Origin of the sequence: Petrotoga sp. 9PW.55.5.1, assembly GCF_003265365.1 — a bacterium.
Classification (GTDB): domain Bacteria; phylum Thermotogota; class Thermotogae; order Petrotogales; family Petrotogaceae; genus Petrotoga.
Genome location: NZ_AUPM01000008.1, coordinates 1 through 12,076, shown reverse-complemented (window position 1 = coordinate 12,076; position 12,076 = coordinate 1). Strand labels below are relative to the sequence as shown.

Annotated in this window: 10 protein-coding genes and 3 tRNA genes; 12 read left to right on the top strand and 1 reads right to left on the bottom strand. The window is 32.1% G+C overall.

Translation table 11 applies throughout. The features are described from left to right. The first annotated feature begins 356 nt into the window (after positions 1–356). The 5 genes from glpK (at position 357) to PW5551_RS01245 (ending at position 5,629) form a co-directional block, all read left to right on the top strand. A complete protein-coding gene (glpK, locus tag PW5551_RS01265) occupies positions 357–1,853 on the top strand; it encodes a glycerol kinase GlpK (RefSeq protein WP_113073763.1) in 1,497 nt (498 codons plus the stop codon). A gap of 152 nt (positions 1,854–2,005) precedes the next feature. After that, entirely contained in the window at positions 2,006–3,433 is a 1,428-nt protein-coding gene (locus tag PW5551_RS01260; RefSeq protein ID WP_113073760.1) for an NAD(P)/FAD-dependent oxidoreductase, read from the top strand. Then, complete coding sequence (locus PW5551_RS01255; RefSeq protein ID WP_113073759.1) at positions 3,430–4,647, top strand: NAD(P)/FAD-dependent oxidoreductase; 1,218 nt, start codon at positions 3,430–3,432, stop codon at positions 4,645–4,647. The genes PW5551_RS01260 and PW5551_RS01255 overlap by 4 nt, the downstream gene beginning before the upstream one ends. Beyond that, positions 4,634–5,056: a DUF1667 domain-containing protein gene (locus PW5551_RS01250; protein ID WP_113073757.1), complete on the top strand. Its 423-nt coding sequence runs from the start codon at positions 4,634–4,636 to the stop codon at positions 5,054–5,056. The genes PW5551_RS01255 and PW5551_RS01250 overlap by 14 nt, the downstream gene beginning before the upstream one ends. A gap of 6 nt (positions 5,057–5,062) precedes the next feature. Next, positions 5,063–5,629, top strand: a complete 567-nt coding sequence (locus PW5551_RS01245; protein WP_113073754.1) for a glycerol-3-phosphate responsive antiterminator — start codon at positions 5,063–5,065, stop codon at positions 5,627–5,629. Between the two features lie 302 nt (positions 5,630–5,931). On the opposite strand, the gene PW5551_RS01240 is transcribed toward PW5551_RS01245, so the two are convergent. After that, complete coding sequence (locus tag PW5551_RS01240) at positions 5,932–6,612, bottom strand: hypothetical protein (RefSeq protein ID WP_113073751.1); 681 nt, start codon at positions 6,610–6,612, stop codon at positions 5,932–5,934. A gap of 129 nt (positions 6,613–6,741) precedes the next feature. Between PW5551_RS01240 and PW5551_RS01235 the strand changes: the two genes are divergently transcribed. From PW5551_RS01235 to PW5551_RS01205, 7 genes are all read left to right on the top strand, one after another. Then, positions 6,742–8,079 (top strand): MATE family efflux transporter, encoded by a 1,338-nt coding sequence (locus PW5551_RS01235; protein ID WP_113073748.1) that lies wholly within the window; start codon positions 6,742–6,744, stop codon positions 8,077–8,079. Between the two features lie 24 nt (positions 8,080–8,103). Continuing rightward, positions 8,104–9,033, top strand: a complete 930-nt coding sequence (locus PW5551_RS01230) for an ABC transporter ATP-binding protein (RefSeq protein ID WP_113073746.1) — start codon at positions 8,104–8,106, stop codon at positions 9,031–9,033. A gap of 10 nt (positions 9,034–9,043) precedes the next feature. Then, complete coding sequence (locus PW5551_RS01225; protein ID WP_113073743.1) at positions 9,044–10,186, top strand: ABC transporter permease; 1,143 nt, start codon at positions 9,044–9,046, stop codon at positions 10,184–10,186. After that, positions 10,176–11,240, top strand: coding sequence for an ABC transporter permease (locus tag PW5551_RS01220; protein WP_233488389.1), 1,065 nt, complete (start codon positions 10,176–10,178; stop codon positions 11,238–11,240). The genes PW5551_RS01225 and PW5551_RS01220 overlap by 11 nt, the downstream gene beginning before the upstream one ends. A gap of 146 nt (positions 11,241–11,386) precedes the next feature. Beyond that, a tRNA-Lys gene (locus PW5551_RS01215) sits at positions 11,387–11,462 on the top strand. 19 nt (positions 11,463–11,481) lie between these two features. Beyond that, a tRNA-Leu gene (locus tag PW5551_RS01210) sits at positions 11,482–11,569 on the top strand. Between the two features lie 10 nt (positions 11,570–11,579). Further along, positions 11,580–11,654 (top strand) — tRNA-Gly (locus PW5551_RS01205). Positions 11,655–12,076: the final 422 nt, after the last annotated feature.

Below are 12,076 nucleotides of genomic sequence, written 5' to 3'. Positions count from 1 at the left end.
CCTTCGAGGAAGGGGAATAGAACCGACTACCCCGTCTGCAGCATAAAACGCTGCATCCACCCCTTCACAGAAGGGGAATTGAACCGTGTAATTATTCAAATTAGAAAAGTAAAAATTCACAGAATAAAAATTACCATAATTAAAGATATTTGCGTATAATCGGATTTAATTGCTTTTAATCAATCATAATTACCTCTAATGATTTTTGATAATATAAAATTAATATTATATAATCTAAAATGAATTTAATATGGTGGAGAATAAGAGAAAACCATATCAAAAAGCGAAAATACTTCGTTTTTCTTGATATGGTTTATTATTTATATTAATAAAAGCGATTAAGAGGAGGATTTAAGATGGAGAAATATATTTTAGCGATAGACCAAGGAACAACTAGTTCACGGGCAATAATATTTGACCATGATGGTAACGTTGTTAGCGTTGCTCAACAGGAGTTTATTCAATATTATCCAAAACCCGCATGGGTAGAGCACGATCCAAATGAGATATGGGCTAATACCATGGGAGTTATGGCTGATGCAATAGCTCGTGCCAATATAAAGAGAAGCCAAATAAGTGCAATTGGTATAACAAATCAAAGAGAAACTACCGTAATATGGGATGCTGAAACAGGCAAACCTATTTATAATGCCATAGTTTGGCAGGATAGGAGAACATCTAAAATATGTGACGGTTTAAAAAATAAAGGTTTAGATAATATAGTAAAAAATAAAACAGGATTGATGATAGATGCGTATTTTTCTGGTCCAAAAATAAAATGGATTTTAGATAATGTTGAGGGTGCAAGAAGCAAAGCGGAAGAAGGTCGGTTAAGATTTGGTACGATAGATACATGGCTGATTTGGAAATTAACAAATGGAAAGGTACATGTAACAGACTACACTAACGCATCTAGAACGATGATATACAATATTTTTGATTTAAAATGGGATGAAGATCTTTTAAAAGAGCTTCAAATCCCTGAATCTTTATTGCCAGAAGTTAAGCCTTCCAGTCAGATATTTGGGTATACAGATAAAGATATATTTGGTGCAGAGATTCCAATTGCTGGTATAGCTGGTGACCAACAATCTGCTACATTTGGGCAAGTATGTTATGACAAAGGGATGATTAAAAATACATATGGAACTGGTTGCTTCATGCTAATGAATACGGGAGAGGAACCAGTTTTATCAAAACACGGCTTGTTAACAACCATAGCTTATGGAGTTAATGGAAAAGTTTATTATGCTTTAGAAGGATCTATTTTTGTAGGAGGAGCAGCTATCCAATGGTTGAGGGATGAATTAAAAATTGTCGATAGCGCTCCTGATACTGAATATTTTGCAACAAAAGTTGAAAACAACGGTGGTGTGTATGTTGTACCAGCATTCACGGGACTCGGCGCACCGTATTGGGATATGTATGCAAGAGGTACAATAGTAGGTTTAACAAGAGGTTCGTCTAAAGCACATATTATAAGGGCTACATTGGAATCTATAGCTTACCAAACAAGAGATGTTTTAGAAGCTATGGAAGCTGATTCTCATATTCAACTAAAAACTATGAGGGTAGATGGAGGAGCATCTGCCAACAACTTTTTAATGCAATTTCAATCAGATATCCTTGGTATCCAAGTAGAAAGACCCGTTGTTGGCGAAACTACCGCACTAGGTGCTGCATATTTGGCTGGTCTAGCAGTGGGATATTGGGAAGGACAAAAAGAGCTATTAGATAAATGGAAAAGAGATTCTCTTTTTATACCAAATATGGATGAAGAAGAAAAAGAAAAATTATACAAAGGTTGGAAAAAAGCTGTAAAAAGAGCTAAAGGTTGGATAGAAAACGAGTGATTTTACTTAAAGTTAACTTTGATATGTTAGAATATCAAAAAATAAAAATAATATGGTAGAGAATAAGAGAAAACCATATCCAAATTGCGAGATATATTCGTAAAAAGGATATGGTTTTTTTATTCATCAGAAGATTTTAAGGAGGTTCAAAAATGATAGCTGTAATTGGAGCAGGTATCGTTGGAAGCTTGATAGCTAGAGAAATTAACAAATATATTGAAGATGTCTATTTGTTTGAATCAAAAAGTGGAATTGGTCAAGGAGTGACCAAAGGTAATTCAGGTATAATTCACGGAGGATACGATGATCCCCCAGGAAGTTTAAGAGGAGAATTGTGTTATAAGGGTAATCGATTGTATGATTTAGTTGCTGAAGAACTTTCTGTAGAGATAATAAGAACAGGTTCTCATGTTATAGCATTGGAAGAAAATGAATTAGAAGCTATAGATGAATTAGTGGAAAAAGCAATAAAAAATAATGTCAATGAATATAAAATTTTAGAAAGAGACGAGTTAGTAAATATGGAGCCCAATTTGAATGAAAGTGCCTTAAGGTCTTTTTACTGCCCTATAGCAGGTGTAGTTGAACCCTGGGAAGTTGCAATGCAAGCAGCAAAGTCCGTTAAACTTAACGGAGGAAAAGTTTTAAAGAATAAAAAACTTGTAAATGTGGAAAAGAAAGATAGAAAATTCGAATTGTATTTTGAAGATGGAAGTAACTATACAGCTGATTTAGTTATTAATGTAGCTGGTTTATATGCTGATGAGGTCGCGAAATTATTTGGTGATGAAGTACCCTTTATTTTTCCTGTAAAAGGTGAGTATTTTCTGTTGGGGAAAGATATCAAATATGTAAACTCCATAATCTTTCCAACTCCTTCTAAATTAACTAAGGGATGTTTGATTGTTCCTACAGTAGACGGTGGATATATTGCTGGTCCAACAGCTCGTGGTGTAAAATCAAAAGAAGATTTTTCAACAACATTTGAAGGACTTTCAGAAGTCAAAGAAAAATCTTTACGTTTAGTTCCTTCTTTAGATTTTTCTAGAAACGTAGTTAAAACCTTTGCTGGATTGAGGCCAGAAACGAGAGATAAAGATTTTTATATAGACAAAGGAAAAGATAATGTAATACATGTTTCTGGAATCAGATCACCCGGATTAACAGCAGCCCCAGCAATCGCTAAATATGTTGTTGAATATTTAATTCAAGAAAAAATACATTTAAACCTTCAAAAAAGAAGTGATTATATTAATTATGTTGAAAAAACTCCTCACTTAGTTGAAACCGATTTAGAATATTGGGAAAAAGTCATTGAAGAAGATCCAGAAGCTGGAGAAATGGTTTGTTTCTGTAATAAAGTTACAAAAAAAGAAATAAAAGAAGCTATAAAAGATGGTGCTAGAACTATAGATGAAGTGAAATTTGCAACAAGGGCATCTTTTGGAGAATGTCAAGGAAGTTTTTGTTCTTCAAAGATATTAAAAATAATTTCTGAAGAAACAGGGTTAAGACCCGATGAAATACTTCAAAATGAAAAAGGCTCATGGATAATTAATTCAGAGGTGAGAATAATATGAAATACGAAACTGATGTAGTTGTTATTGGTGCCGGCGGTGGAGGAATGGCTGCAGCAATTTCAGCAAATAAAAATGGCGCAGATGTTATTTTAATCGAAAGAGAAGATGAAAGTGGGGGAGTTCTAAACCAGTGTATACATAATGGTTTTGGATTACAATATTACAGAAAAGATTTGACAGGGCCTGAGTTTAAAGAGACTCTTCAAGAGGAACTAGAAAAAACAAATGTACGAATATTAAAAGGGACTTTTGTTCTTGAAGTAAGTAAGGACAAAAAAATAACTTTTGTAAATAGTCAAGGCATTCATGAAATAAAAACTAAGGCCTTGGTTATGACAACGGGTGCAAGAGAAAGACATTTTAATTCTCTGGGACTTTCTGGAGATAGAGTTAGCGGAATTTTCACAGCTGGAGTCGCTCAAAAATACATTAACCTTCAAAATCTAAAACCAGCTAATAGTGCATTGATAGTTGGTTCAGGAGATATAGGATTAATCATGGCCAGAAGATTGCACCTTGAGGGCATTGAGGTAAAAGGTGTCGTTGAAATACTGCCATATCCTGGTGGATTGGAAAGAAATGTTCAACAATGCTTAAGAGATTACGGAATTCCTCTTTATCTTTCACATACAGTTACTAAAGTCGAAGGAGATAAAAGATTAAATAAAGTATATGTTTCTCAGCTCGATGAAAATAGAGATATTATCCCTAATTCAGAAAAAATTTTTGAAGTTGATTCTTTGATAACTTCCGTAGGCCTTATCCCTTCTGTTAAACCTGTGGAATTTGTAAGAACAGGGCCAGGATTTATAACTTCTAATACTAACCAAACTAGTGAAGACTGGATTTTCGCAGCAGGTAATTGCACTGTTATATTTGACTTAGTAGATTATGTTGCTAAAGAAGGCGAAAAAGCTGGAAAGTATGCAGCGTTATATGCAAAAAACGAATATCATCCAGAGGATATAATAACAATTAAAAAAGGGGAAGGTATCAATATAATGCATCCTTCCTACATTGATCCAAACGAACGTGCAAAGTTATATTTGCGTGTTTCTAAAGCTTTTAAAAAAGTGGAAATAACCGTTGAACCTTTAGGTATCAAAATGGTTGAAGAAGAAGCTAGACCTTCAGAGATGATAGAAATATTCATGAAACCATTTAAAGATAAAAATTTAAAGGAAATTGAGGTGAAAGCACGTGAATTCAGTTGAATATAAAAAGAAGAAAATAGTATGTACGACTTGCCCTTTAGGTTGTAAGATTAATGTTATTTATGTAGATGCTGATGATATCGAAATAGTTGAAACAAGTGGAAACCGCTGCAAAAGAGGACTGGAATTTGTAAAACAAGAAATTTCAGACCCTTTGAGGGTCGTAGTTACCAGTGTAAAAGTTGAAAACGGAGAAATCCCTATGGCCTCTGTAAGATCTGACAAACCCGTTCCATTAAGACTTATGAGCAAAATAATGGATATAATTAGAAAAACCGAAGTAGAAGCTCCAATAAAAAGAGGGGATATTATAATCAAAAATATTTTAAATACAGGTTGTGATATAATAGCTACACGGACGGTAGAAACTAAAAATTACACAAGAGACAAACTAGTTAAAGGAGCTTAAAACTTTATGATTAGCCTAAAGGATTTAATAGTAGAAAATACAATAATTCCAGCAGTTAGAAATCTAAATGACTTTGAAGATGCTTTGAAAGCAAAATCACCTGTTATTTTTTTGTTAACTGGCTCACTCCTTGACCTTGAAAATATCATGCTTCAGGTAAAAAAATCCAAAAAGGTATTGATGATTAATGTTGATTTACTTGAAGGTATTGCTTCTGACAAAAAAAGCGTAGAATTTTTAGCAACAAAAAAGTTATGCAACGGTATCATTTCAACAAAAAATAATGTTATAAGATCTGCTATGAAAGAAAATCTTTTAGCCATACAAAGAGTTTTCCTAATAGATTCTGGATCGTTAAAATCAATCAAGAGTTTTATTGAAAAGTCTTCACTCCCAGATGCTTTTGAAATACTTCCAGCAATAGCAGCTCCTTACTTTATAGAAAATATTAGGACTGATGTCCCAATAATTGCTGGAGGATTGATTAACAAAAAGGAAGACGTTATTAATCTTTTTGAAAAAGGCGCAAAAGCCATATCCTCGAGCACTAAAGAATTGTGGCAAATTCCATAAAATCTCTCACAAAATAAGGAAGAGAAATAAATCACTAAAAAAAAGAACAATCAGCCTAATCTTATTTGAGCAGTAGGCAATTTTTACTTCTCAAGAATTTGAAAATTTTCTAAAAGAATACTCTATTTATCAGATACTGAGGTCTATCTAAAGTTTTACTCCTACATTAGACCTCACGGCTCTTTAAATTATATGACTCCTGAAGAATTCTGCAATAAATATATTGATAAATATGGATATTCTTTTCACGGAACTCTTCTTTGCTCAAAAGAAAAAGAGACTTTAGTAATAAACAAAAAAGATTAAAACACTTTAATTCTTGTGGATAATCCTAATACTATGTTGATATTTTCTGCAAGAATAAATTCAGTATTAAAATCATTGTTTATTGCTAGTCCCGCATAAAGATTTATTCCCTCAAAAATCCAAGTTTTATTCTTAAAGTTTTGTACCCCATAAAATGCAATCATATAGTTATTTATATCGAAAGTTTCTGTTAAATTTAAGAAGCCTTCTATATTTATATAACTCTCTGATTCTTCCTTTTCAATAATTTTTACACTTGCTTTTGTAAAGCCGCTATAACTGCCGATCCATTCGGATTGGGAGTCAAGTTCATCCCATAGTTTCTCTTGAGAATATAAGATTCCTATATCTGAATATATCCTTCCAAAATCATAACCTAAAATGGCAGAAATAGATGATAATGAATCAAAAGTATTCGAATAGAAAACACTAAATTTTAAAGGTATATCGTTTATTTCATTGAACCCTGCTTTCAAATATGCCCCTTGGTTAACTTGTGAAATCCCCGTCTCTAAGAATCCAAACAATCCCCATTTTATTCCCCATGCAGGATTAAAAGTATCGAAATGTAAATAACCATCCTCAATTATTCCTGCATTTGGAGTTACAAAAGAGGACCCAAAAGAAAATAGAGAAAGAATCAATATTACTAATAAAACAATCCACTGTCTTTTCATTATTTTCACCTTCTTATAATGTAATTGAAACTTGTTATATCATACCACATAATTTCCTGAATTTTTATATCATTTAGTAAATGGTTATGATAAAATATACCTTATTAGACAAGTCATGGAGGTAAACCCATGGAGGTTTATTTTAGAATTTTAAAAGTTGCTTTCCCTATTGCTTTACAGCAAGTCATATTTACAAGTGTTAATTTTGTGGATACCTTAATGATGGGGATGCTTGGTGAGGTAGCTATAGCCTCTGTTGGACTTTCAAACCAATTTTTCTTTTTGTACAATTTAATATTATTTGGATTAGTTTCTGGTGGAGCAATTTTCTTCTCTCAATACTGGGGAAAAAAGGATGAAGTAGGATTATCTTCCTCAGTGGCTATAACCCTTATTTCATCAATTGTTTTTTCTATTCCATTTTTCTTATTGAGTTTTTTTGCTCCAGAAATGGTTTTAAGATTTTTTACTCCTGATATCGCGGTTATTGAGGCGGGAATTAATTATTTAAAAATAATTGCCTTTAGTTATCCCTTATTCGCTATTACAATGGTTTTTTCTTTTATGCTCAGAAGTATAAGAAAAGTACATCTGCCTTTAATTATTACCATTATAGAACTTTCTTCTAATATATTTCTGAACTATATTCTTATATTTGGAAAGTTAGGGTTCCCCGCTTTTGGAATTAAAGGTGCTGCTATTGGAACTTTTATAGCAAGATTAATTGGAAGTACCTCTACCATTGTTATTGTTTATTCAAGAAAACTTCCTGGAAGAGCTTATTTTAGACATGTGAAAAATTTAACCCCTAAGTTTTTAAAAAACTTTTTTCATTATACTATTCCTACCATGGCAAACGAATTAGCTTGGTCTTTGGGAATTACAATGTATTCAGTAGTTTATGCTCATATGAGCACAAGTGTAATTGCAGCTCAAAGAGTTATGTCTACCATTGAAGGCTTTGCTACATCTGTAACTTTCTCTATCGCTAACGCAGCTTCCGTAATAATCGGAAATATATTAGGTTCTTCTCAATTTGATGAGGCATATTGTACATCAAAAAAAGCATTAAAACTCGCAGAAATAATAAGCGTGATTGCAGCAATTCTTGGAGTAGCCATTACATTTCTTATTATTGATTTTTTCGACGTTTCTGAAGAAGTAAAAAACATGGTAAGGATAACTATAATAATTTCTATGTCTTTTCTTCCTGTTAAAATTTTTAATGGAATGAATGTTGTAGGTTTTCTAAGAGCAGGAGGAGATACCAGATTTTCATTTATGGTTGAAGCTTCCACGCTGTGGCTCATTGGTGTGCCGTTATCTGCTATTGGCGGATTAGTTTTGGGATTGAGTTTCCCTATGGTCTACTCTCTGACAATGATAGAAGAAGTTATTAAAGCTATAATTCTTTCATATAGATTCAGAAGTAAAAAGTGGTTAAAAAATGTTTTGGAAGAAGTATAAATTTCATTTTAGGGGGATAACAAAATGACAGAGAAAGTATTAGAAGTCAAGCATCTTCAAAAAAACTATAAAGATGTGAAAGCAGTGGATGACATTTCTTTTTATATTAATAGGGGAGAAATAGTTGCTATTCTAGGACCAAATGGTGCAGGAAAAACAACGACTCTTGAAATAATTGAAGGGTTAAGAAGCAAAGATGAAGGAGAAATTTACTTTTTTGGTAAAAAAATCGAAAAAGTAGATTCTAAAATAAAAGAGAGAATTGGAGTTCAGTTACAAGAATCGCATTTTTTTGAAAACTTGAAAGTTAGTGAAATAATAAAAACATTTTCAGGTTTGTATCAGAAAAGTGTTGATATGGAAAAATTAATTTCTGATTTCAGTCTTGAAGACAAAAGAAATAGCAAAATATCAAAACTATCTGGAGGTCAATTACAAAGACTCTCCATTGCTACCGCAATTATTAATGATCCTGAACTAGTCTTCCTTGATGAGCCTACAACTGGATTGGATCCTCAAGCAAGACGAAATAGTTGGGAAATAATTTCTAAATTAAGAAAGTCTGGAAAAACAATTATATTGACAACGCATTATATGGAAGAAGCAGAATTTTTAGCAGATAGAATATATATATTTGATCAAGGGCGTATAATTGCAGAAGGCAAACTCAAAGAACTTATTCATTCTTTACAAATGAATTCTATAATCACTTTCCAGATTAGTTCTAATGGTAAATCTGAAGATATAAAAGAAGATTTCGTCAACAGTTTATATTTCAAAATAACAGTAAATGAAGGATCATATACAATCGAGACAAAAGATGTAGAAAGTGTTCTTATCAAACTGTTTGAAGAATCAAAAACAAAAGGATTTGATATATCTAATATGGTTATAAGAAAACCAAATTTAGAAGATGTTTTTTTGCATTTAACAGGAAAAAGCCTAAGGGATTAGGCGATAGAGAATGAAAAAAATTATAAATCTTACAAAAGCTTTTTTTGTTAACTCTTCTAGAGAATTTGCCATTCCTTTTTGGACCATAATATTTCCAACATTGTTTTTCATCTTATTTGTCAATATATTTGAAAACATTGGGAACCCTGATAATATAGACTTCACGATAGGAGTATACTATGAACAACCTTTAGATGGTATTGTAAAAACTACTTTTGAAGGCATTTTTTCTTCAGAAACATCCAACAATATTCCATTTAAAATTCAAGAATACTCAAATTTTAATGAAGGCCTAGAACATCTAAAAAAATCTAATATAAACGCATTCGTTGTATTCCCTGAAAATTTCAACCTTCTTAATTTCAAATTTTTTCAAAGTAGCCTAACCGTTCCAAACTTGCAAGTCTACTACACCAATGATAACGCTTCTTTGTATGCAAAAGACATTTTTAAAGTTTTTATAGACGAAGTAAATATAATGATGCATACAAGAGGAGAAGAAGTAAATTTAATTATAAAAGAAGAAATATTAGGTTTAGAAGATAAACAACCTTTTAGATATAGAGATTTTTTATTTCCCGCAATTATCCTCATGTCTGTTTTAACAGTTGCAGTTTTTAATATCCCATTCGAAATTTCATACAACCTAGAAAAAGGTATTTTTAAAAAACTGGGAACCTCTCCCATAAAAGGAAATGAATACTTTTTAAGTTTCTTACTTTCTCACATTATTCTTTTGTTGATTTCTTTAGTTATACTGTACTTTGAAGGCTATTTATTTGATGTCAATTCTTATATATATAAGCCTGCTTTTATTTTTTACACTTTTTTCTCTATCTTAGTAATCTTAAGTGTAGGGCTTTTTCTTTCTACTTTGTATAAAAATATGACTTCGGCAGGTGCTGTATCTCAAATTATCTATCAAGCAACTATATTCTTAAGTGGTCTCTATTTTGAGGTAACTAACACACCCTGGATTATAAGATGGTACGTATATTTTAATCCAGTAACTTATCTGGTTGATGGAATGAGAAAGATAATGACTAATACTGCTCTTCTTCCTGCTAATATTCTTGTTCCAGTTGTTTGGATGATTGCTTCAGTTCTTATTTTCTCTTTAAATTATAAGGGGATGATTTATGGTGAAAAATAAAAGAATGTATTCTTTATTTACTATATTTTATAAAGAAACTTTTAGAAATTGGATGGAGTTGCTTTTTACCCTTATTTTACCAATTCTTTTATTGCTTCTATTTGGAACGATTTTTGGCACTGAATCTTCTCAAAATTACAATTATACTGTTGGAATTTCTGGAAATATAGATAATAAGCTTGTAGGATTAATCCCATATAATGTGCACATCTTTGAAGAAAAATTATTTGAAATTTCAAAAGCTTTAGAAGAAGGAAAAATTGATATAGGGTTGTTTTTAGAAGAAAATAATGAAATAACCTTTATCCAAAAAGAATCTGAAATAACTAATCAATCTCTTATATTTTTAAAATTAGAATTGCAAAATATTATAAAAAAATATCTTTCAGGTGTGGATGAAGATTTTATAAAAATAGATTTCATGAGAACGTCGACTGGACAATACGAAGAAAATCCATTAGATTATATTTTAACAGGTGTAATAGCTTTATCTCTATTATCTGGTGGCATGTTTTCAATGATAATAGTTTTTGGAAGATACAAAAAGCTTGGATTGATAAAAAAATTAAAAACTTCTCCTATGAAACCTTTAGAATTTACTTTATCAGCATCATCTACAAAACTGATTTTGAATTTCATTTCTTTAATTATTATAATTATCTTAGCTAAGTTTGCGTTTAATCTAGGTTTTGATTTTAATTGGATTTATCTTATATTAGTTTTTATAAGTTCTTCTATCGGTATGATGGGTTTTGGTGTATTACTCTTACTTTTGTTTAAAGAACCATCAGTAACAAGTGAAGTAGCATCACTTCTTTATGTTGTTATGACTTTTTTCGCTGGAGTGTATTTTCCGATAGAATTTTTACCTAGTTCCGTCAGATGGATTAGCAACTTTATGCCGGTTAAATATGTCGTTGATTCTGTTAGATTTTCTGCGGGAATTGAACAAATAACTTTTAATAACTTTCTAACTATAAATCTTGTTTTACTTTTTGGGGGTATTTTGCTTCTTTTTTTAACCTCAAAATTCTTTTTAAAAGAAGAAAAGTAGCTATTTGATCATTTCCATCAGAATAAACTATGAATATTAAACTCAAATTTACTTGATGTTTTAACTTTTTGCTTGACAAAAGTTTTAGTAACAGTTATAATATTTAACGGTTATGCCAAATAAGATATTTTATACTATTAATAAGTGACCCGCTAGCTCAGCCGGTAGAGCATTTGACTTTTAATCAAAGGGTCCTGGGTTCGAATCCCAGGCGGGTCACCATTTTTTTATAGCTATTCGAGCGCGAGTGGCGGAACTGGCAGACGCGCAGGACTTAGAATCCTGTGGATTAATAATCCGTGTGGGTTCAAGTCCCACCTCGCGCACCAAAATAGTAATGCGGATATAGCTCAGCGGTAGAGCACTTGCTTGCCAAGCAAGGGGTCGTGGGTTCGAATCCCATTATCCGCTCCAAGTGTTGTGCTTTCTATACCACTTTGAATGTCATTTTATTGAATGAGTGGTTTTATGGAAGCATATTTTTTATTTAGGGCTAGTACCAATATCAAATTTCTCCCATTTTTTTATGATATGATACCTCCAAAGTAGACACGTAATTAATAAAAATTACCAAACTGCTTTGGAGGTTTAATTTCCCTTTTTGAAGGGGAATTTGCTTTAATTCCCCTCTTGAGAGGGGTGGATTCGCTGAAAGCGAAGACAGGGTGTGGTACATATAATTTGCTAAAAGCAAATTAAAGAGAGACTACCCCGTCTGCAGCACAAAACGCCGCATCCACCCCTTCGAAGAAGGAGAATAGAACCGACTACCCCGTCTGCAGCACAAAACGCCGCATCCACCCTTCCGAAGAAGGGAAGTAGAACCGACTACCCCG

What these genes read in the sequence shown, in the direction of transcription:
- PW5551_RS01260 (WP_113073760.1), top strand. Translation starts at nt 2,006, where the DNA reads ATGATAGCTGTAATTGGAGCAGGTATCGTTGGAAGCTTGATAGCTAGA.
- PW5551_RS01240 (WP_113073751.1), bottom strand. Translation starts at nt 6,612, where the DNA reads ATGAAAAGACAGTGGATTGTTTTATTAGTAATATTGATTCTTTCTCTA.
- PW5551_RS01230 (WP_113073746.1), top strand. Translation starts at nt 8,104, where the DNA reads ATGACAGAGAAAGTATTAGAAGTCAAGCATCTTCAAAAAAACTATAAA.
- PW5551_RS01255 (WP_113073759.1), top strand. Translation starts at nt 3,430, where the DNA reads ATGAAATACGAAACTGATGTAGTTGTTATTGGTGCCGGCGGTGGAGGA.
- PW5551_RS01235 (WP_113073748.1), top strand. Translation starts at nt 6,742, where the DNA reads ATGGAGGTTTATTTTAGAATTTTAAAAGTTGCTTTCCCTATTGCTTTA.
- PW5551_RS01245 (WP_113073754.1), top strand. Translation starts at nt 5,063, where the DNA reads ATGATTAGCCTAAAGGATTTAATAGTAGAAAATACAATAATTCCAGCA.
- PW5551_RS01225 (WP_113073743.1), top strand. Translation starts at nt 9,044, where the DNA reads ATGAAAAAAATTATAAATCTTACAAAAGCTTTTTTTGTTAACTCTTCT.
- glpK (WP_113073763.1), top strand. Translation starts at nt 357, where the DNA reads ATGGAGAAATATATTTTAGCGATAGACCAAGGAACAACTAGTTCACGG.